This is a genomic window from Candidatus Limnocylindrales bacterium, assembly GCA_035626395.1.
GTDB lineage: Bacteria > Desulfobacterota > Binatia > UBA1149 > CAITLU01 > DASPNH01.
The window spans coordinates 656,172-678,006 of record DASPNR010000042.1; the positions used below are offsets into that span (position 1 = coordinate 656,172).

General features: G+C 67.7%; 11 protein-coding genes. 3 read left to right on the forward strand and 8 right to left on the reverse strand.

Annotated elements, in window-relative coordinates:
* Positions 1–61 precede the first annotated feature (61 nt).
* Together VEC57_18490 and VEC57_18495 are read right to left on the reverse strand one after the other, a co-directional pair.
* Complete coding sequence (locus VEC57_18490) at positions 62–1,051, reverse strand: alpha/beta hydrolase (GenBank protein ID HYC01130.1); 990 nt, start codon at positions 1,049–1,051, stop codon at positions 62–64.
* A complete protein-coding gene (locus tag VEC57_18495) occupies positions 1,051–2,784 on the reverse strand; it encodes an acyl-CoA dehydrogenase family protein (protein HYC01131.1) in 1,734 nt (577 codons plus the stop codon). Before VEC57_18495 ends, VEC57_18490 begins: the two co-directional genes overlap by 1 nt.
* 138 nt (positions 2,785–2,922) lie before the next feature.
* Here VEC57_18495 and VEC57_18500 point away from each other — a divergent pair, with 138 nt between their 5' ends.
* Complete coding sequence (locus VEC57_18500; protein ID HYC01132.1) at positions 2,923–3,690, forward strand: 3-hydroxyacyl-CoA dehydrogenase; 768 nt, start codon at positions 2,923–2,925, stop codon at positions 3,688–3,690.
* A 66-nt stretch (positions 3,691–3,756) separates the two neighbouring features.
* On the opposite strand, the gene VEC57_18505 is transcribed toward VEC57_18500, so the two are convergent.
* Entirely contained in the window at positions 3,757–4,707 is a 951-nt protein-coding gene (locus VEC57_18505; protein HYC01133.1) for a Rieske 2Fe-2S domain-containing protein, read from the reverse strand.
* Between the two features lie 863 nt (positions 4,708–5,570).
* Here VEC57_18505 and VEC57_18510 point away from each other — a divergent pair.
* Both VEC57_18510 and VEC57_18515 read left to right on the forward strand, forming a co-directional pair.
* Positions 5,571–8,933: an EGF domain-containing protein gene (locus VEC57_18510; GenBank protein ID HYC01134.1), complete on the forward strand. Its 3,363-nt coding sequence runs from the start codon at positions 5,571–5,573 to the stop codon at positions 8,931–8,933.
* Between the two features lie 25 nt (positions 8,934–8,958).
* Complete coding sequence (locus VEC57_18515) at positions 8,959–10,638, forward strand: hypothetical protein (protein HYC01135.1); 1,680 nt, start codon at positions 8,959–8,961, stop codon at positions 10,636–10,638.
* Positions 10,639–10,710: 72 nt separating this feature from the next.
* On the opposite strand, the gene VEC57_18520 is transcribed toward VEC57_18515, so the two are convergent.
* The 5 genes from VEC57_18520 to VEC57_18540 form a co-directional block, all read right to left on the reverse strand.
* Positions 10,711–11,334: a hypothetical protein gene (locus VEC57_18520; protein HYC01136.1), complete on the reverse strand. Its 624-nt coding sequence runs from the start codon at positions 11,332–11,334 to the stop codon at positions 10,711–10,713.
* A 13-nt stretch (positions 11,335–11,347) separates the two neighbouring features.
* Positions 11,348–12,967 (reverse strand): AMP-binding protein, encoded by a 1,620-nt coding sequence (locus VEC57_18525; GenBank protein HYC01137.1) that lies wholly within the window; start codon positions 12,965–12,967, stop codon positions 11,348–11,350.
* A gap of 124 nt (positions 12,968–13,091) precedes the next feature.
* Positions 13,092–13,856 carry an SDR family NAD(P)-dependent oxidoreductase gene (locus tag VEC57_18530; protein ID HYC01138.1) on the reverse strand — a complete coding sequence of 255 codons (765 nt, stop codon included), beginning with the start codon at positions 13,854–13,856 and terminating at the stop codon, positions 13,092–13,094.
* A 58-nt stretch (positions 13,857–13,914) separates the two neighbouring features.
* Complete coding sequence (locus tag VEC57_18535) at positions 13,915–15,111, reverse strand: amidohydrolase family protein (protein ID HYC01139.1); 1,197 nt, start codon at positions 15,109–15,111, stop codon at positions 13,915–13,917.
* A gap of 215 nt (positions 15,112–15,326) precedes the next feature.
* On the reverse strand, positions 15,327–21,776 hold the full coding sequence (locus VEC57_18540; GenBank protein ID HYC01140.1) for a hypothetical protein: 6,450 nt from the start codon (positions 21,774–21,776) through the stop codon (positions 15,327–15,329).
* Positions 21,777–21,835: the final 59 nt, after the last annotated feature.

Sequence of the window (21,835 nt, forward strand, 5' to 3'; positions counted from 1 at the left end):
CACTGCGCGCGGCGCGGACGGCGAACACCGGCCCGTCTGCGCGAGCGCCAACGCTGCAACATCAGCGGGTGACCGGCTCTGCGGCCTGGCCGAGTCCGAACACGAAATCCTCCACGGCGCGGTTCCACTGCGCCGGCTGCTCGAAGTACGGCGAGTGCCCGCCCTCGATCTCCTGCACGCGCGAGGATGGCAGGTGGGAGGCGGCGCGGCGGATGATGGCGGGAGGGAAGATGCGGTCGCGGCTGCCGACCAGGAACAGCGCAGGCACGCGATTGGCCTTCAGCGCCGCGGCCTCGGCGCGCGCTGCCGCCAGCTGCGACGCGATCTCGCCGGGCCTGGGCGAGCCGAACGTGCTCAGCGCCTGGTAGAGATAGCCGAGGTCGGGCCGCGAGCGACTGAACTCCGCATCGAGGGCAGGGTGGACGCCCAGCGGCGGCGGCGAAGCGGACAGCGCGCGCGCCTGCTCGACCATGCGGCGATGGTGGGCGGCGATGTGATCGTCGCTGATGCCGGCCACCGTGTCGGCCAGAACCAGGCCGCGTACGCGCTGCGGATTGCGCAGCGCCATGCCGAGCGCGGTCCATCCGCCCATCGATTGCCCGACGATGACGGCCTGGCCGATCCCGGCAGCATCCATCACCGCCGTCAGGTCCTGCACCAGCACACCGACGTCGAATCTGCCGTGTGCGGGGCCCGAGGGCGCAAAGCCGCGCTGGCTCAGCGTCAGCACCGTGTGGGTCGGCGCGAAGTGTGCGACCTGCTGGAACCACACCGCGTGATTGCCGCCGAGACCGTGGATGAACACGATCGCCGGACCCTTGCCGATGCGTTCGTAGTAGATCCGCGTGCCGTCGGTGGCCGTCGCGGTGCCGGCGACCCGCGCGGGCGCCGCCGCTTGCACTGCTGCTGCGGCTTGCCGTTCGCCGGGCGACCGCGTCTGCACCGTCTCGGCCGCCTGCGTCGCGCCGGGCGGCACGGGCGGACGCGACGCGCAGGCGGCAATGCCGCACGCGACGAGGGCTGCCGCCAGTGCGGTGTGCCTCGCCCGCATCAGTGCTCCAGCTTCAGGTCCTCGGCCAGGACCGCGTCGATGCGCGAGTTCCAGGCAGGGTCGGCATCGGGCCGGTACGCGGGTAGCAGATGGCGCCGGATGAACAGCTGCGCCACCGCCGTCTTGCTGCTGCCATTCCCGAGCGCAATCTCGCGATCGGCCTCCCATAGCAGGCGCGATGCCTGGAACAGGCGCGACATCTCGGTGAGCTGCCGGCGGAAGTGGGTTGCGCCGTACTCGGGCACCGTCAGCGAGCGCGTCATGCGGCCGCCGAGATCGCTCAGCGTTTCGACCAGCGGCGGCACCTCGGCGCGCAGCTCGGCGTTCTCGAGGCTCTCGAGCACCGTCGTGATCTCGTCGTAGACGTTGGGCAGCAGCGCCAGCTTGGCGCTGTCCTTGAGCACCTGCATGCACAGCACGTTGTGCGTGCCCTCCCAGCTCTCGAACACGAAGTTGTCGCGCAGCAGCCGCGGCACCGGCGAGAAATCCTCGATCGCGCCGTTGCCGCCGAGCACCTCGAGCGCGGCATGCGCGACGTCGCTGGCGGCGATGGAGGTGATGTACTTGTTGGCGTTGACGAGGAAGCGATACAGGCTCAGCTCATGCTGATCGGCGGTGGAGGTCTCGACCTTGTCGATCAACGTGGTGAGGAACAGGGTGGAGGAGAGCGCGGCCTGCTCTTCGCACTTCATCGCGGCCAGCGTCTCGCGCACCATCGGATAGCGGCCGATCGGATTGCCGAACGCCTTGCGAGCGGCCGCATAGGTCACCGCTTCGATGTAGGCGCGGCGCATGACGCCGGTGGATCCGAGCGCATTGACCCAGCGTGAGGTGTTCAGCACCAGACCCGCGGCGATCTTGAAGCCATCCTCCAGACGCCCGATGGGGTAGGCGAGCGCACCCTGGAAGTCGATCTCTCCGCTGGCCATCGCGCGAGTGCCGAGCTTGTTCTTCAGCCGGCGGATGCGAAATCCGTTGATGGCGCCGTCGTCCGTGCGGCGCGGAACCAGGAAGGCACCGAGGCCGGCGGTGCCGGGTCTGCCGCCGGCGACGCGGGCCGTGATGAAGAACTGATCGGCGTTGGCCACCGAGCAGAACCACTTCTCGCCGCGGACCCGCCACATGCCTTCGCGCTCCGGATCGGGCGTGGCTTCGACCACGTTGGCGCCGACGTCGGAGCCGCCCTGCACCTCGGTCATGAACTGCGAGCCCATGTGCGCGCGGTCGTAGTCGGGATCGAGCAGCCGTGTCAGGAAGCGCTCCTGGAGCGCGGGCGTCCCGTGCACCTGCAGCGCCTTGATCAGGCCCGAGGTGCAGGCGACGGGGCACGCATGGCCGCCTTCGCCCATGTGTGCGAGCAGGTAGATCATGGCTGCCTGCTCCAGGTTGCGTCCAGGCTTGGCCTGGATCGCCATGATCCCGCTACGCCAGATGTGCCTGCCGGCCTCGCGGTACGAAGGGTGGAACTCGACTTCCTCGGTCAGCTCGCCGATGCCCGACCAGCCGCGCAGCCGCGGCAGGTTCTCGACGCGCTCGCAGTCGACGACCAGCGGATCGACCTTGCTGGCGAGCACGCCCCCGAAGTCGCGCAGCCGCGACCGCATGGCGTCGGCCTCGCCCGCACCGGCGAACAACGCGAGCAGGCGGTCGAGGTTGGCGTTGCAGGTGTAGTAGTTGTCAGGCTTGCTTCGCAGCCAGCCCTGCAGGAGCTGACGGCCGACGTTCTCACTCATGTCGTTTCTCCGCCGCCTCGATGGCGAGACACGACTATCAACCTTCGCCACCCGTGCAACAGGCGCGGGTTGCTCGGAGACACCGGCTTGCTACCCTCGCGCGCCCGCCGCGGTCCCATCTCGAGGAGGAGATCTCGTATGCAACTTGCCGATACCATCGCCGTCGTCACTGGAGGCGCTTCCGGACTCGGGCTGGCCACCGTCGAGGCCATTCTGCAGGGCGGCGGGCGTGCCGCCATCCTGGATCTCGCACGCTCCGACGGTGAGCAGGTCGCCGCCAGGCTCGGCGAGCAGGCGATCTTCGCGCCTGCCGACGTCGCGAGCGAGGAAGAGGTGACGGCGGCGCTCGACAAGGCCGCGGCCGCATTCGGCAACATCAACGTCTGCGTCAACTGCGCCGGCATCGGGACGGCGATGAAGACCGCCGGCAAGGGCGGGACGTTCCCGCTGGCGCTGTTCGCCAAGACGATCGAGGTGAACCTCATCGGCACGTTCAACGTGATGCGCCTTGCGGCGGCCAGGATGCTCGGCAACGAGCCGAACGCCGAAGGCGAGCGCGGGGTCATCATCAATACCGCTTCGGTGGCGGCATTCGATGGACAGATCGGCCAGGTGGCCTATTCGGCGTCGAAGGCGGGCGTGGTCGGCATGACGCTGCCGGTGGCGCGCGACCTGTCGCGCGACGGCATCCGCTGCAACACGATCGCCCCTGGCACCTTCGACACGCCGATGCTGGCGCTTCTTCCCGAGGAGGCGCGCAAGGCGCTGGCTGCGGGCATTCCGTTTCCGCAGCGCCTCGGCCGCCCGGCGGAGTACGCGCAGCTGGCGTGCGCGATCATCCAGAACGCGTACCTGAACGGCGAGACGATCCGTCTGGACGGCGCGTTGCGCATGCCGCCGCGCTGAAGGCGGGCTCGATCGGAAGGAAGGAACGGCGGCCTCGGCAGCCACCGTCCCGGGCGACCGCTCAGATCAGAACGCGACTTCGACTGGCGTCGAGTAGAACTGCCGGTACCACTTCCGGAACCTCGAGATGTCGCCGTCGCCCTCGGCGAGCACGGGCTTGTCGCGGAACAGCTTGTTGTTCCACAGTGGCATGTCCAGCTCCCAGTCCTTGGCGTAGTAGTCGTAGAAGCCCGCCGCCGTTTCAGGGTTGGAGCTGTTGTGCACGTAGTAGTTGTGCGTGAGCAGCATGCGCTCGGGCTCGATGGGCGTCAGCGACTGGACCGACACGCCTTCGATCAGGCCGCTGACGCGCGTCAGCGACAGGCCCGGGCCGAACATGAACGAGCGGATGGTGGCAAGGCCCTCGGCGCTGGATTGCGCGGCGGCGTCGCGCTCGAAGTCCAGGTGCAGCTTACAGATGGGACCTTCGGTGTCGTAGATGACCCCGCGCACGTTCATCTTGTGCAACGTGCCGAAGTGGGCCACGTCGAAGCCGTTCTCGTACAGCTCCTGCGGATGCGAGGTCAGCTCCCACTGCCGGCGGCCGAGCACGTGGTAGTCGGGGCTGGAGGTTTCGGGAATCATCTCGGGCGTCCACTGCGGCGCTGCGCCCTCGGCATGGTTCCAGATGATGATGAAGCCGTTCTGCTCGCGCACGACCGGCTTGCCGATGGCTGCCCGGGGCGGGATCCTCTTCGCATAGGGGATGTCGACGCACTGGCCGCTCTCTCCCGACCAGCACCAGGCGTGGAAGGGGCAGCGGATGTTGTCGCCTTCGACCTTGCCGCCGACGCCGAGATGGGCGCCGAGGTGCGGGCAGTAGGCGTCCAGGACGTGGGCGGTGCCGCCCTCGCCGCGGAAGACGACGAAGTCGCGGCCGAGCGCTCGCACCGCCTTGATCTGCCCAGCCTCGAGCTCATGCGAGTAACAGATGTTGAACCAGCCATTGGGATAGGGGGGCAGGGTGATGCGGGTCATGGCTTCCTCGCGCGGCGGCATCGCCGGGCTAGAACGTGTTTCAATCGGGCGCCATTATAGGCGGCGACGGTCCGTTGTCTATCGGCTGACGGGATTGGGCGGCGCCGGCGGCGGCGCGCCGCGGCCTCCCCGCCGGAGCCACCATACCGGCAGCGCGTTCGGCGGCGATGGGCGCGTTCGCGGGAAACACCGGGCTCGCCGTGCCGTGGCGGGCGACTCCGGCCCGACGCGGGCACACCGCGACTGCCCTTGCCGCGACATGCGCATGTCCGCCGTGCCGACGCGGGCACGCCGCGACTGCCCTTGCCGCGACATGCGCATGTCCTCCGTGCCGACGCGGGCACGCCGCGACTGCCCGTGCCGCGACATGCGCACGTTCTCCATGGCCCGGCTTGCGTCAGTGTTGGCGTCAGAGCAGGTTCGCGATTGAGACACTTGGTGAGACAGGCAGGCGTCGCAGGACGAGGCTGAATGAACGGCGGTCACTGCGGGATTCGGGCGGCACGGGTATCTGGCCGAGGCTTCCGACCGACAATCCTGCACCCGTCTATTGGAGAAATGTGCAGCCTTGCGATTGAGGGGGCCGGTATCCCTTCCCAACGCGTCCGTTAATTTGCTAAACACTCCTTAGACCGAGCAAAAGGGACGGGAGTGCCAGGGGGCACTCTGCCCGCCCGTCGTGCGAGGGGCACGCGGCCGGCCGTTCTACTTAAAAACTTGGGGGGCCCATGGGTCACGAAGTCACTTCCCAACGCCTGCTGCGCTTGAGTGCGTCGACGCTTGCGGTCGCTCTAATGATCGGCCTGGCGACGCCGTCGCAAGCGCAGATCCAGACTGCGGATCAGCGCGCATGCATCCTGGCGATGAATCGGGCAGCGGAGTCCATCGGCTCCGAGCAGCGCCTGCAGGTCCTGACCTGCATCGCCAATGCGCAGGCAGGCCTCCTCCCTCCGGGCATGAGCGTTGCCGACTGCATCGCCGCTCCCTCCGGAAAGCTGCAGCAGGTCATCGCCGCAGCATCCGATTCCGAGCTTCGCACGTGCCTCGACACCCCCGACTTCGGCTACTCCACGGCGCAGGACGTCACCGACGCGGTGCTGGGTCAGGAGATCCAGCTCGCAACGGAGATCTTCGGCCTCGACCAGCCCGGCGCGATCCTTCCGCTCATCGACCGCGCAGGCTCGCGCTGCCAGGCGGCCGTGGCCAAGAATTACCGGCGCCTGGTCAGCGAGCGCATGCGCGCATTCATCACCTGCAAGACCGACGGCCTGGGCGTAGGTCGCATCACGTCGGCCGCGGGACTGCAGGAATGTTTCGATGCCATCGCCGAGGATGCGGACGGCCGCATCCAGAAAGCGTTCCTCAAGCTCGCCAAGGATGTCGTCAAGCGCTGCTCGGTCGTCGACATCGCCGCTGCGTTTCCCGGCGAATGCGCCGACGCTCCGGACTTCCTGACCTGCGTCCAGGAGCGGATCTCGTGTCGCACCTGCATCGCGATCAACGCGGTCGACGGCGTGATGGAGCCCTGCGACGTTTTCGACAACGGCGAGGTCGATCGCAGCTGCGTCGATCCCCGCGCGAACGAGTGCGAAGGCGAGGGTGGCGGCCACGACTGCGACGCCAACGCCTCCTGCACGGATGAAGAAGTCGGCTTCCAGTGCACCTGCAACGACGGCTACCGGGGTGACGGCACCGAGTGCACGGACATCAACGAGTGCCGCTCGGCCGCCAACAACGACTGCCACGCCAACGCCACCTGCACCAACAAGCCCGGGGGCTACGATTGCGCGTGCAAGGCCGGCTACGAGGGCGACGGCTTCAGCTGCTCCGACCAGAACGAGTGCCTCGGAGAAGGCAGCGGCAACAACTGTTCGGCCGACGCCACCTGCACCAACGTCGCCGGCTCCTTCCTCTGCACCTGCAAGCCGGGCTACGCCGGCGACGGCGTGAGCTGCGTCGACATCAACGAGTGCGTCACGGGAGCCAACAACTGCTCCGCCAACGGCTCGTGCACCAACCTGATCGGCTCGTTCTCCTGCGCCTGCAACGCGGGCTTCGCCGGCAACGGCGTCACCTGCACCGACCTCAACGAGTGCATCGGCGAGAACGGCGGCAACAACTGCTCCGCCAACGGCACGTGCACGAACCTGCAGGGTACGTTCTCCTGCGCGTGCAAGGCCGGTTTCAGCGGCAACGGCGTCACCTGCACCGACATCAACGAGTGCGCGCTCAACACCGACAACTGCAGCGTCAATGCGACTTGCACCAACCTCGCCGGCAGCTTCTCGTGCTCGTGCCTGACCGGGTTCTCGGGCAACGGCGTCACGTGCACTGACCAGAACGAGTGTTTCGGCCAGGGCAGTGGCAACAACTGCTCGGTCAACGCCAACTGCACCAACCTGCCCGGAACCTACAGCTGCGCGTGCAAGCCGGGCTTTGACGGCAATGCGGTGGGCGGTACCTGCAATCCCATCAACGTCGCTCTCTCCGCGCCGACGCACGGCAGCTTCACCACGGCGAGCAGCACCACGGCCAGCGGTACCGTCACTGCGAACCCGATCTCCAGCGTGTCGCTGAAGATCAACGGGATCACGGTGCCTATCAATTCGAACGGCACGTTCTCGGCGAGCATTCCGCTGAGCTCGTCGCTGATCTTCAACGGCATCCGTGCCGAGCTGACGCAGAACGCGACCGGCTTCGTCGCGCGTGACCGCAACGTCGTGATCTGGGGCGATTCCTACACGATGGGCGGGTCGGTGCCGCAGAGCGTGGGCTTGCGAATCACGGACACCGGCTTCAACGCGCTCGAGCCGGTGCTCGAAAGCGGCGTCAATCTGGACCTCAATACCCTGATCCCGCCCGGCACGTCGATCATGGAGAACGTGTGCGTGCAGGACTCTTTCCTCGGCTGCATCGCCAGGGCCACGGCGCGGATCAAGCGTGCCAGCTCGACCGGGTTCGGGGTGGACGTCAACTCGCAGACGAACTACGTCTCCGGCGACGTGCGGATCAACGGCATTTCGGTGGACATCGACCTGTGGACGACGATCACCGGCATCACGTCGCACTGCGACTACCTCAACATCTCGGCCGACCGCGTGAACGTCATCGCCGATTACACGCTCGAGCCGAATGCGCCGAACGTCACCGGCGACATCAACGTCAACCTCGCCAGCGACAACAACGTGGTGTGGACGAACTATCGTCGTAACCTCGACTGCGGCGGCACCGGCTTCCAGACGTTCATCATCGACCTGGCCGTTGGCGACGCGAAGGACATGGTTACCGACGGCATCAAGGACTTCCTGAAGGACCCCGATGGCGGCGGCGCCCAGGACGCGCCGATCGCGCAGGCGATCGAAGACGCGCTGGCGGCCATCACGCTGGCGGGCCCCATCGGCGACGCGTTCGGGGTCAACCTGTCGACGCCGCTGTTCTCGCTGCCCGAGGACGTCAACGGCATCACGCTCGGCTCCAACGCCGTCATGACGCCGAAGACCACGGCGCCGGGCGCTCCGGTGTTCTCGCGCACGCTGAAGGTCAACTCGACCTTCCCGCAGTCGCAGCTGGCGTCGGCGACTTCGCCGGGCGGTCAGTCCTACGGTCTGGCCCTCGTCATCAACGACTCGGCCTTCAACCAGGTGCTGGCGTCGCAGATCCAGTCGGGTCTGCTGCAGACGGAGATCAGCGAGATCGAGATCGTCGCCGGCACCGGCGTTCAGCCCATCACGGCGGGCCTGGTGTCGCTGATCATTCCGGAGTTCGGCCAGCTGCCCGAGGACACGCCTCTGCGCATCAAGCTGGTGCCGACCATCGCGCCGATCCTGACCGGTCAGACCGGCCCGGCAGGCGAGTTGGCGGTCCTGAAGATCTCGCACATCCAGGTGCTGGTGCTCGGACCGGGCAATGTCGTCTACGGCGAGATCGCTGCCGACATGGAGACGACCTTCGACATGAACATCGGTCCAGGCAACACGCTCGTCCCCTCGATCGGCACGCCGACCGAGGATGACGTGACGCTGCATCTGTTGGCCAATCCGCTGGGCGCGAGCGAGACGCAGATTCGCGACCAGCTGCTCTCCCTGTTGCTGCCGGCGATCCCGTCGCTCGGCAGCGCGCTGGGGTCCTTCCCGCTGCCGTCGTTCCTCGGAGTCACGCCGACTCCGGTGGAGATCGAGCGTGTCGGTACGACCGGATTCATGGGCGTCTACATGCGGGTTCAGTGACGGAAGGAACGGGGGGAGAGGACCAATGCATCGTTCGTACAAGGTAACGATCGGCAGTCTGGCCGCCGGGCTGGCGCTCGCGATGGCGACGCCGGCGGCGGCCCAGCTGCAGACCAAGAACCAGACCAAGTGCATCACCGGCGTCAACAAGGCGGCGGCCAAGGTGCAGTCGGCGGCGCGCAAGACGGCCGAGGAGTGTCTGCGTTTCGCGCTGAGCGGCCAGAACGTGCTCGACTGCGTCACCCGCGACGAGCGCGGCCGCATCGGTAGCGCCGCCGAGAAGCTGGCTTCCATCGCCAACGCCTCGTACTGCACCGCGGATCCGCCCGACTTCGGCTTCACCTCCGGCCTGCTCGCCAACGCTGCGGCATTGCTGCAGGAGCGCAACCTGGCCGAGGACATCTTCGGGAGTGACTTCCTGACCGGCAGCGCGCCCATGGCCACGGACGCCGCCAGCCGCCTCTGCCGCGACACCGTCGCGCGCGACTATGGCCGCGTCGCTTCCACCGTCAGCAAGGCATTTCTGGCCTGCAAGAAGACGGGATTGAGCCTCGGCTCGATTGATTCCGAGGAAGACCTGGAGGCGTGTCTCGGTCAGATCACCAGCGACTCCAACGAGTTGGTCGAGAAGGCGATGACCACGTTCATGCTCGATACCCTCGGCGCGTGCGACGTCATGCAGCTCGACGAGATCTTCGGCGGCGTCTGCAACGACTCCGTCGGCGTCCTCGCCTTCGGCGAGTGCCTGAACCGCACCGTCCAGTGCCGTACCTGCATCGGGCTGAACGGCATCGATGGCCTGTCCGCGGATTGCGACGTCCACGACGACGGCGAAGCCAACTACAGCTGCCCGCCGGGCAGCGCGCCGCCTACCACCACCAGCACCACCCTCGATACCAGCACGACGACGCTGGATACGAGCACGACCACGCTCGACACGACCACGACGACGCTGGACACGACGACGACCACCACGTCCAGCACGACGACGACCTCCACGACCACCACGACGACCACCACCACGACGCAGCCGGGCGTGCTCATCTGGACGTTCCCGGGTGCCTGCGTCGACGTGACGCTCAACGTGCCGACGCTGGGCGGCGACCAGCAGATCAAGGGCGTCGGCTCGGTGACGGTCAAGGTCGATCTGACCACGCTGCGCGACGCGCCTGGCTCGGGCCGCAACGAGATCGTGGACGTCGAGATCACCAACATCGACTTCAGCGTCGAGGACGAGACCGGCGAGAACTACAGCAAGGTCAAGCTGTATCCGGAAGAGGGCATCCCGCTTTCGGGCAGCGGCTCGGGCGGCATCTACCCGCACATCGAGCCGCATCCGTCGATCGGTACGATCCGGGAGAACAACCCCGGCAACCCGCAGGGCACGTTCGACGTCAAGCCGTACGGATTGCAGGGTACCGGCACCGCCACGGTCACGGCGTTCATCCACGCCGAGATCAAGGCGGCGCTCAGCGAGACGCAGCAGATTCACGAGTTCCTGCACCACGACGTGCCCATGACGCTGGTCGGAACCTTCACGAATCTGCCGCCTGCTCAGGACGAGTTCGTGACGATGACGAACACGTCGCCCATCCCGGTGCGACGCGACGTCAACGACGCGCAGTTCCTGAGCGCGACGATCACGGCGGTCAAGCTGACGTTCGTTCCCTCCGAGTGCACGCCGTCGGCGCCGACGGTGCCGTAAGCGGCAGCGCGATCCTCATTCGCCATGACGAAACGGCCAGTCCCCCAAGGGACTGGCCGTTTCTGCTCGTGCTCAGCTCGCGCGGTAGCGTTGGGGATCGGCGGCGAAAGCAGCCACGCAATCCAGAGAGCAGAAGAAGTGATCGGCGCCTTCGTGGCGCACGTGCCCGACGGCAGCGCGCGGATCGACGATGGCGCCGCAGACGGGATCGCAGGGCAGCGTCTCGACGGCGGCCTCCAGTTCGAGCAGGAAGACCTGCACCGGCGTCACGACGTTGGGCAGCTCGACCAGTCCCAGCTCCTGGACGAAGCAGCCGGCTTCGCGCGCATGGCGCGCAACCTGATCCGTGGCCACCACCTGCCCGCGGCGCGCTTCGGCGCCGATGCGCGCGGCGATGTTGATGCTGCTGCCGAACCACTGGCCGCCGCGCCGCACGGCCTCGCCATGATGAAGCGCAACGCGGAAGGCCAGGTCCGGCTGCGCGAGCAGGCGCGGAAGCGCACGGCGGACGAGCTCGACGGCGGCGGCCGGCGAGCGGGACACGAAGATCGTGGAGTCGGTCAGGGTCTTGGCGATTTCGTCCCCCGGCTCGAGAACGGAGGCGACGATGTCGCGGGCGCGCGCCAGCGGCGAGGAAGGCTCGCCGGCGCCGCCGGCCGCGCCGAGCAGCGAAACGACGCTGAAGGTCGCTTCCACGCGGCGCCGTCCCTCAGACCAGCCCGAGCTGGGTGCGCAGGTCGCGCTTGACGATCTTGCCCATGGAGTTTCGCGGCAGCGATGCCACGAAGTAGAAACGCTCGGGAATCTTGTATCGCGCCAGCTCGGCGGCGCATCGCTCGCGCAGCTCCTCCTCCGTCACCGATGCGCCTTCGGCCAGCTGTACGGCGGCAACGACGCGCTCGCCGAGCCGCTCGTCGGGGATCCCGAGGACCGCGCACGCCGCTACGCGCGGGTCCTGATGCACCACCCGCTCGATCTCGGCCGGATAGACGTTGGCGCCGCCGCGCAGGATCAGCTCGTTGCGTCTGCCGCGAATGTAAAGATCGCCGTCTTCGCCGACGGCGCCGAGGTCGCCGGTGTGGAGGATGCCGTCGCGAAGGGCCTTGGCGGTCTCCTGCGGCTTGCCCCAGTACCCGAGCATTGGCGTGTAGACGCCGGCGAAGAGGCCGTCTCGGGCCGGAGCCACGCAGATCTCGCCGACCTCGCCAGGTGCGACGTCGCGGCCGTCACCGTCGAGCAGGCGGATCTCCACTTGCGGCAGCGGTCGCCCGATCAGGCCGGGCGTTGGCGGACGATCGCCGAGGGAGCGGGTGACGGCGGTGGGAGCCTCGGTCATGCCGTAGCCGATGGAAACGTCGGCTCCGAAGCGCTCGCGGTAGAGCTGAAGGAACGCGGGCGGGCACTCGGCGCCTCCGACCTCGGGGCGCACGAGCGTGGCCAGGTCGTTGCGGTCGACCTGCGGATTGGTCAGCAGGTCGTGGTAGATCGCGGGTACGGCGGCGAAGTGGCCGATCCGCTCGCTGCGCACCCACTCGGCAACGCCGACCGCGTCGATCCGGTCCATGCACACGCAGCAGCCTTGGATCTGGAAGGCCAGCAGCGGCACCAGCACCATCAGGTTCAGGATCGTCAGCGGCAGCAGCACGCCCTGGATCTGCCCCTGCGGATAGGCGGCCGTGGCGGCAGCAACGGCACCGGGGATCAGCAGGTTGTGCTGGCTGTGAACCGCGCCTTTCGGAAAACCCGTCGTGCCGCTCGTGTACGCGATCGCGGCCGGAGCGAAGGGATCGATGTCGACTTTCGGTGCCGGCGACGTGGCGTGGGCCAGCAGGCGGTGCCATTCGCACCCGCCGTCGCCGGCTTCCAGCTCGCAGACGTGCCGCAACGACGGCACATCGTGGCGCCGCGCGCGTACCTGCTCGCACATCGCGCGTTCGCCGAGGAACAGGCACGCTTCCGAATCGGCCAGCATGTAGGCCTTCTCGGGTGCAGCCAGCGGCCGGTTGATGCCGACCCAGATCGCCCCGAGGCGCATGCAGCCGAGAAAGGCGATGACGATGTCGGGATGGTTTCCGGTGCAGGCCGCGACGCGGTCGCCCGGCCGCACGCCCAGCTCCCATAGCGCCGCAGCCGCCTGATCGGCGGCGCGGTCGAGCGTGGCGTAGGTGTAGCGCGAATGGCGGCCGACCAGCGCCTCGCGCTGCGGACAGTTTCGCAGGCCGCGCTCCAGAACCGCGGCGACGCTCTGCGGAGCATCGCCGGGGATGCGGGGCCGCGCCTGCGGCAGGATCAGGCAGCGCTCGCGCACGAGATCGGAAAGCACGTTCATCACGCCGCTCCTGCGGCGGCAGCCGCGGCCGCGATGCGTGCCGCGGCGATGGCGGCGATCGCGGCGAAGGCGCGGGCGCGCCGCGATGCGGCCTGCACGGTGGTTGACGAAGAATCCGCGCCGCTCAAGGCCGCATGTACCAGCCGCCGCTGATGTTGACCGCCTCGCCGGTGATGAAGGCCGAGCGGTCGGAGGCCAGGAAGGCGATGAGCTCGGCAACCTCCTGCGGCTGCCCGAAGCGCCGCAGCGGCGTGCGATCGATCTCCTTCTGGAACTGGTCGGCATAGCGCGCGACGAACTTCGACCAGATCAGCCCCGGCGCCACCGCGTTGCATCGCACGCCGTAGGGGCCGCCTTCGAAGGCGACGCTGCGGGTGAGCGAGAACATCGCCGATTTGGCAGAAGCGTACGGCGCCTCGCGCCCTTCGTTGGCATCGCCCAGCCAGCCGGCGATCGAAGCGACGTTGACGATGCTGCCGCGGCGGCGCTCGATCATGCCCGGCAGCAGAAGGCGGATCAGGTGAAAGGCCGCGGTCAGATCGACGTCGAGCACGCGGTCCCAGTCCTGCATGGAAAACTCGCGTATCGGAGCGAGGACGTTCTCGGCGGCATTGTTGACCAGAACGTCGATGGGGCCGAGCTGCTCGTGCACCTGCGCGACCACTTCCTGCATGCGCTCGCGGTCGGCGATGTCGCCGGGGTAGGGTCGCACGGAGGCGCCGAGCTCGGAGGCGATCTCCTCGGCCACGGCATGGCAGCGACGCTCGTGGATGTCGACGACCGCCACGGCCGCGCCCTCGGCTGCAAGGCGGCGAACCGTGTGGCTGCCGATGCCGGCGCCTGCACCGCCCGTGACCAGCGCGACCCTTCCCGCAAACTCTCCGGCCATGAGGTCTCCTTTCTGCTGCCAGCTGCGAACGGATGCGTGCGCCGCGCGGGCCTTCCGATCAGGAATCGAGCCCGACCAGCCGCCGCTGGTTGTCGCGCATGATCATCTTCTGCTCGGCCGCGCCGAGCTTCTCCAGGCCGCGCGCAAAATCGACCGGGTCGCTGAGTCCTTCGGGATGCGGGTAGTCCGATCCGAAGACGACGCGGTCCATGCCGATCAGGTTGCCCAGAGCGACGATGTCCTCCTCGTGGTAGGGCGAGACGTAGATGTGCTGGCGGAACACCTCGCTCGGCCGGCCATGCCAGCGACCGCCGATCCAGGGGCCGTTGCGTCCCATGCCCTTCATCTTGTCCATCGCCTTGAGGATGTAGGGCACCCACAGCGAGCCGTTCTCGACGCTGAGGACGCGGATGTTGGGATAGCGGCCGAACAGGTTGTGGAAGATCAGGGCCGAGACCGTGTCCATGATGGGACGGTCGCCGTAGAAGTTGCACCACTGGAACGCCGACTGGCTGTGCGAGCTCGGATTGGGCTGCTCGCCCCAGTGCACCGACATCATCTCGTTGTAGCCGGACTCGCTGACGTGGAACGCGACGGCAAGCCTGGCTTCGTTGACCCGCGCCCAGAACGGATCGAAGAGCGGGTCGGCCGGCGACCTGCCGCCTTGCGGCCCCGGACGCATGCCGATGATGCGCGCACCGCGCGAAAGCGCCCACTCGAGGTCCCTGACCGCTTCGTCGACATCGAGCAGGGACATGATCGGCGCCGCGAATATGCGGCCGCGGTAGTCGAAGCCCCAGTCCTCGTCCAGCCAACGGTTGAACGCGCGCAGGTTGGCGTAGCTCTGCTCGATGTCGTCCTTCATGAAGTGCTCGACGCACACGCCGAGCGTGGGAAACAGAAGGCTGGACTCGAGGCGTTGCCTGTCCATCAGCGCCAGGCGCGCGTCGCGATTGACGTACGCGGGCTGCACGGGCTCCTTGACGCCGTCGTCGCCTCCCGCGTTCTCTCCGGTCAGGTAGCGCAGGTAGTCTCGCAGCGAGCCGGGCTTGAGCGTGACGTCGAAGTTCAGCTCCATGTCGGCCAGGAACGTGAACGGCTTGGTGCCGACCAGGATGCGCTCGCGACCGGAGCCGTCGCGGACCACGCGCACCGCCTTGTCGCGGTGCCTGGGCTCGATGAAGCGGGTGAAGGCGTCGCGCGGCTCGTAATAGTGATTGTCGCCGTCGAAGCTCAGATAGCCGAGGTCGATCATTGCTCGCTCCTGCGGTCGATGGCCGCCGCTGGCGCGGCGCAGTGGGCCGTGCCGGTCGACCGCGCCCGACGGCGCGGGGCCGGCCGGCGGGTCGATCGAGTAGAACAGGTTCTACGGAGGCAGACAAGCCGCTGCCAAGGCGGCTGCTGAGCGACCGAGGAGCGGCCGGCTCGGGCCGCGCTTGCAGGCGCCCGAACCGGCCGGTCGACCAACGGTCAGCGCACGACCATCTGGTGCTCGTCGGCGACGGTGCCGGCGGTATCGGTCAGCAGCGTCGTGCCTACCGCCAGGGTCGTGCCCGGCGCCAGATTGGCGTCGGTGACGGCGCGGATCTTGATCGTGCCGCTGCCCGGCTGCACCGCGCTCCAGGTGAGCTGGTTGCCCACGATCTTGCTCGGCGCCGGGATCGACGATTCGAACGTCAGACCGGTCGGCAGCGTGATCACCGCTTCGCTGGCCGTGGCCAGGTTGCGGTAGCGGAACATGAGCTGCGTGCTCAGGCCGGGCGCCACGTAGCGCGCGCCCGTCATGCTCGCCGTCAGCGCGCGCGGCGAGGTCGGCGTTTCCGTCGGTGTCAGCGACTCGACGACGGCCGTGTCGAGGCCGCTCAGCATCACCTGCCCGCTCGTGCTGTCGCGCAGCGAGACGTCCATCGAGGCGACGGCGCCGCGCGCGTCCGCATCCGGAATGCGCGCCTGGCCGCGGATCTTGATCACGCCCGCGGTGCCGACGTTATTCCACACCAGGAGCGAGCCCGACTGCACGCTCGGCGGCGGAATGGCTCGCGTGACCGAGACCGACTCGTTCACCAGTGCGGTCACCGTGCTGGTCTCGCCCACGTTGCGGTAGCGCAACGTCACGTTGACGGCGCCGCCCTCGGTCGCACGCTTGCTGCCGGTGACGCTCAGCGAAGGCGTCCGGCTGGTGCTCGTGGTCGTGTTCCGGCCCTCGACGACCGCCACGTCCGTGCCCGTCTTCTCGCGCAGCGCCGCGTCCTTGAACTCGATGACGTTCTCCAGGACGACGCCGGGGTTGGTGCCCTCGGGAATGCGCACGGTGATGTAGGCCTGGCCTGCGCGTCCCGCCGACAGGCGCGGGATCTCGAAGCGGACCTGATTCGTCGTGTGGTCGATCGTGAACGGATCGCGCGAGCTGACCGATACGATCTCCAGGCCTTCGGGCACCTGATCGATGATGGTGACGCCATGCGCGTCCACGCACGGGTCGCACCACAGGCAGCGGTAGACGATCTCGTTGCCCGCTTGCGTGATGCCGACGTGGCGCTTGCGCATGACGATGTTGCAGTCGGTGCCGGGGCCGCTGGTCGAATTGGACGCCGTACCTTCGGCGGCCAGGCCGCAGCTGTCGTTGGTGCCCGGCCCGGTCTCGCCTTCGGCATGCGCCGTGTTCTCAAACACCGTGCCGTCGTCGGCATTGCCGTCGACCTCGGCGAAGATCTGATAGGTCTCGGCGCCGCCCGGCGGCAGGTCTCCAACGTCCCACTGCACCGACTGGCCCGACTGCTGATCCGGCGCCGGCAGCGCGTTCTGGTAGGTGACGCCGTCGGGCAGGACATCGCTCAGCACCACGTCGTAGGCCGTGGACGCGCCGGTGTTCCGCACCGTGACCGTGTAGGTGATGATTCCGCCGGCCGGAATCGAGGCCGGATCCGCGCTCTTGTCGACCGCGAGCCGGGCGCGATTGGCCGCTGGCACCGATACGGTCGTCTCTTCCTCGACCTGCGTATCGTCTTCGCCGTCGGCGCTCATCACCGCCGTGTTGGTCAGCACGGTGCAGTCGGCCAGGCCCGCATCGACCGTGGTCGTGATGGTTATGGTTTCGACGTCCCCCGGCAGCAGCGTGCCGAACAGCCAGCGGTTATCGCCGATGTCGGGCGCCGGAACGGCCGACACGAACGTGGTGCGCGGATCGTACGTTTCCCGCACCTCGACGTTGTCCAGAGGCACGTTGCTCGGGTTCGAGATCGTGATCGTGTACGTGAGCGTTCCGCCCGGCTGCACCGAGTCCGGATCATCCGTCTTGGTCAGCGACAGCGTACCCGTGGGCGTGGCGACGTCGGAAGGCTCATCGTCGTCGTTGTCGCTCGGGTCGGGATCGTCCTCGTCGGCGCTGACCTCGACCTCGTTGCAGAGATCCTCGGTGCCGTTGCACGAGCCGTTCTCGAGCGTGCCCGACTCGGACGCATTGGAATCCACCGCCACCGTGACGGTGAAGCTCGCGGATGCCGACGCGGCCATGTCACCGAGGTCGCAGGTGAGCACGCCCGCCGGCGCCTCGATGCACGAGCCGGTGCTGCTGACGAACGTGGTGCTTGGATCCAACGTGTCGACCACCGTGACGTTGCTGGCCTGCTGCGGGCCGGCGTTGGCGACGTTGATCGTGTAGGTGAGGTTGCTGCCCGGGGAGACGCTGCTGCCCGAGTCGGTCTTGTTCACCGACACGTCGGCGCTCGGCGGGACCACGTTGGTCGGCTCGTCCGCCGTGTTGTTGAGCGGGGCCGGGTCAGGTGTGGCCGAATCGACCTCGACCTCGTTGCAGAGGTCGACGCCGGCGGCCGGGCAGCTGCCGTTCTGAGTCGTGCCGGCCGTGGGCGCGCCCGGATCCACGTCGACCGTGACGGTGAAGCTGGTCGAGCCGACGGCGAGATTGCCGAGGTCGCAGGTCAGGGTGCCCGCCGGCGCCTCGACGCATCCGCCGGAGGCGGTATCACTGACGTAGGAGGTGTCGGCGTCGAGCACGTCGGTGACTTCGACGGCGTCTGCCTGGTCAGGACCGGCGTTGGTGACGGTGATGGTGTACGTCACCTGTCCCTCTTCCAGAACCGGATCGCTGCCGACGTCGCTCTTGTCGATCTGAAGGTCGGCCTCCGCCACGATGACGTTGGTGGGCTCGTCGTCGCTGTTGTTGCTCGGGTCAGGATCGACGGTGCTCGTGGCCACGGTGACGTTGTTGCAGATGTCCTCGCTGCCGTTGCACGGGCTGGCCTGCAGCGTGCCGGCGGTGGGGGCGGCCGGATCGACGTTGACGCGCACCTCGATGGTGTGCGACTGGCCGGCCAGCATGGCGCCGAGATCGCAGGTCAGCGTTCCCGGCGGCGATTCGACGCACCCGAAGTCGTCGCTGAGGTAGATGGTGTTGGGGTCCAGCGTGTCGGTGACCACCACGTCCTGCGCGTCGTCGGGCCCCGGGTTGCTGATGACGATTGTATAGAATGCATCGCCACCGATCGCGACGGGGTCGGTGACGTCGGTCTTGGTGATCATGACGTCGGCCTCGGCGGGCTCGACGTCGGTGGGCTCGTCGTCGCTGTTGTTGGCCAGGTTCGTGTCCGTCGTGGAAGCCGAGACCGTGACGTTGTTGCAGAGATCCTCGCTGCCGTCGCACGGGTCGAGCTGCAGCGCGCCGGCCGTCGGCACGCCGGTGGGCGCGAACACGGCCATCGTGAAATTGGCCGTCTGCCCGTTGGCCAGGCTGCCCAGGCTGCAGGTGACGGTTCCGAACGGATCCTCGATGCAGCCTCCCGAGGCGGTGTCCTCGAGATAGAATTCGTTCGGATCCAGGACGTCCACGACTTCGACGTTGTTGGCCGTGTTCGGGCCGTTGTTCGTGACCTGGAAGGTGTAGGTCAGCACGTCGCCTTCGCGGATGGGATCGCTGGCGTCGCTCTTGATGATGGAAAGGTCGGCCGTCACCGCCAGCACGTTGGTCGGCTGCGTAGCCGTGTCGTTCCCGGGCGTCGGGTCCGCGGTGGAGAGGGCCGAGACGACGGCCGTGTTGCAGATGTCGACGCCGGCCGCCGAGCACAGACCGGTCTGCGTCGTGCCCGCGGTCGGCGCGGTGCCGCTGACGAGGACCGTGACCGTGAAGCTCGTCGAGGCGCTGACGCCAAGCGCGCCGAGCTGGCACGTCAGCGTGCCGGCCGGAGCTTCGGTGCAGCCGTTGGGCGCCGTGTCGCTGATGTAGGTGGTGTTGGCATCCAGCGTGTCGGTGACGAACACGTCCGGCGAGGCGTTGGGGCCCGCGTTGCCGACCGTGATCGTGTAGGTGACCAGGCCACCCTGATCGACCGGATCGAACGGAGCGTCCGTCTTCGTGATCGACAGGTTCGCGTTGGGCCGCGGAATGTTCGTCGGCTCCGAGTCCGTGTTGTCGGTCTGCTCGGTGTCCTTGCAGTCGGAGCCGTAGGTGGCGACGATCCGGTTGCACAGGTCCTCGGCGCCCGTGCACGGGCCGGTGGACACGGTCGTGTTGGCCGTCGGTGCCGTGGGGCTGACGCTGACGGTGATGTTGCGCGTACGGGACTGGCCGGCCGGCAGGGAGGAGTAGTGGCAGGTGACGAAGCCACCGGCGGCGGAGCATCCGCTCGGGAACGTGTCGCTCACATACGTCGTGTTCGGATCGAGCTGGTCGCGGATGATGATGTCGGCGGCGTTGTCGGGGCCGTTGTTCGTCACCGTGATCGCGTAGGTGAGCGTGCCGCCGGCCGTGGTGGGATCGGCCAGATCGGCCTTGGCGATGCTCAAATCGCAGACCCTCGTGATTGCCGAAACATCGGTCGGCTCGTCGGAGGTGTTGTTGCCCGGCGTCGGGTCGGTCTGGTCCGCGTCGACGGTGGCGACGTTGCAGAGATCCTCGGTGCCGTTGCACGGGCTGACCTGCAGCGTTCCGGCGGTTGGCGCCGTGCCGGAAATCTGCGTGGCGATCGAGAAGGTGGTGCTGGCGCCCACGGCCAGAGTGCCGAGGTCGCACGTCAGGGTTCCGACCGGCGCCTGCGTGCACGGCACGGTCGCCGACGCGAACGTCGTATCGGTATCGAGCACATCGGTGACGGTGACATTGGTGGCCACATCGGGCCCGGCGTTGGTCACCGTCATCGTGTAGGTGAGCGAGCCTCCCTGCACGTTGGGATCGTCCGCGACCAGGTCGCTCTTGGTGATGGAGAGATCGGCCAGCGCCTGCGCGCCGCCGCGGACGAACTGGATCTCCTCGGTGGCCGCATGCAGGCCGCACGTGTCGTTGGTGCCCCCGCCGGTGTTGCCGTCGACGTTGACCTGGTTCTGCAGGATGGTCGCCGTCAGCAGCGAGCTGTCGACGGTGGCGGTGACGGTGATGCTCCCCGATGCGCCGGGGGCGAGGTTTCCGAGGTTCCACGTGTACACGGGAGCCGCCGAGGTGGCAGGGGCAGGGACGGCCGACACGAAGGAAAGGCCGTCGCCGAGCGTGTCGGTCAGGACGGTGTTGTAGGACGTGGCCTGACCCGCGTTCTCGTAATTGATGGTGTAGACGACGTTGGCGCCGGCACCGACCTCGGGGTCCGGCACGCCCGTCTTGGTCACGCGCAGCAGCGCGCTGCCGGGCTGGTCCACCGCGACGTTGGTCAGCACCTCGGCGTAGTTGAACATGCCGGGGGGATCGCCGGGCTGATCGTTGGCGGCCGACACGTCGTCGTTGATGGTGGCGCGGTTGAGCAGCATGTCGCAGTCGTTGAGGTCGGCGTCGACCGTGAGCTGGATCGTGATGACGCCGTAATCGCCCGGCGCCAGCGTGCCGATGGTCCAGTGATTGTCGCCGGCGTCGGGCGCGGGCACCGCGCTGACGAAGGTGGTGCGCGGATCGTAGGTCTCGTTGATCTCGACGCCGGTGTACGTCTGCGAGGTGCTGTTGTTGCCGTACTCGATGATGCAGGTGAGCGTCCCGCCCGGGGTCACCGCGTCGAAGTCGCAGTGCTTGTTGAACTGGATGTGCTCGAGCGGCGGATCCGTCGTGATGTTGACGGTGTCGACGCCGACGTCGGCGTTGTAGTGGTAGCTGGAGCCGGAGAAGTCGTAGATCGTTTCGATGACGCTGGTCGATCCGGCCGAGAGGAACTTGATGCTGTAGATCGTCTGGAGGTCGCCGCCCGCCTTGCCCGACCCGTACTGGATCGGGCCCTTGCAGGAACGGTAGGTGCCCGTCGGAGGCGTGGGACCGATGGCATCGTCCCAGCCGCACGCGTCGGCGTACACCCGGTCATTGGTCGCGCCCGGCGGAGCCGTGTAGGTGACGTCCACTTCCATCACCTGGAAGAGCAGGTTCGAGAAGTTCAGGAACGAGGAGATCTGCTCGTAGCCCTGCGTGGCCGTGTCCGACAGCACCGTGTAGTTGACGATCTGTCCGACGTACACTTCGGTCGGGCCGATCACGCTCAGAACGTCGTTGCGGTTCTGCGAGATGAGATGCTCGACGTAGAGCTCGCGCGGCGTGGGCGTGCTGATGGTGGCGTGATTGCTCGCCGACACCTCGATGTGGAACTGGCGCGTGGTGTCGTACGCCAGCGGGGTGCGCTTGACGCGCAGCAGGAAGTAGAAGTCCTGACAGGCACCGGGAAGCAGGAACGGCTGGGTGAGCTGATCCGTGCCTTTCGGCGAGATGTCGACGTAGGGGTTGGCGGTGTCGAAGACATAGTCGACGACGATGTCGTTGGCGGCATCGGGCCCCGTGTTGCAGACGCGGGCGCCGGACAGGAATTCGTCGGGGCCCTGCAACACCGGGTTGTTGCTGTCCAGGCCGATGACGTGCCACGTCAGCATCTCCATGCTGAGGCTGGGCTGCGCATGCGACTGCGACGGTGCTGCGAAAAGGAAGGCCGCGACCGCGGCGGCCATCGAGATCGTTGCGAGGCGCAGGGCCGGTCGCGTGCGAACACCATCACCGAGGCCCAGGC

Coding starts and splice junctions, on each gene's coding strand:
- VEC57_18490 (HYC01130.1), bottom strand. CDS start 1,051: ATGCGGGCGAGGCACACCGCACTGGCGGCAGCCCTCGTCGCGTGCGGC.
- VEC57_18495 (HYC01131.1), bottom strand. CDS start 2,784: ATGAGTGAGAACGTCGGCCGTCAGCTCCTGCAGGGCTGGCTGCGAAGC.
- VEC57_18500 (HYC01132.1), top strand. CDS start 2,923: ATGCAACTTGCCGATACCATCGCCGTCGTCACTGGAGGCGCTTCCGGA.
- VEC57_18505 (HYC01133.1), bottom strand. CDS start 4,707: ATGACCCGCATCACCCTGCCCCCCTATCCCAATGGCTGGTTCAACATC.
- VEC57_18510 (HYC01134.1), top strand. CDS start 5,571: ATGAATCGGGCAGCGGAGTCCATCGGCTCCGAGCAGCGCCTGCAGGTC.
- VEC57_18515 (HYC01135.1), top strand. CDS start 8,959: ATGCATCGTTCGTACAAGGTAACGATCGGCAGTCTGGCCGCCGGGCTG.
- VEC57_18525 (HYC01137.1), bottom strand. CDS start 12,967: ATGAACGTGCTTTCCGATCTCGTGCGCGAGCGCTGCCTGATCCTGCCG.
- VEC57_18530 (HYC01138.1), bottom strand. CDS start 13,856: ATGGCCGGAGAGTTTGCGGGAAGGGTCGCGCTGGTCACGGGCGGTGCA.
- VEC57_18535 (HYC01139.1), bottom strand. CDS start 15,111: ATGATCGACCTCGGCTATCTGAGCTTCGACGGCGACAATCACTATTAC.
- VEC57_18540 (HYC01140.1), bottom strand. CDS start 21,776: ATGGCCGCCGCGGTCGCGGCCTTCCTTTTCGCAGCACCGTCGCAGTCG.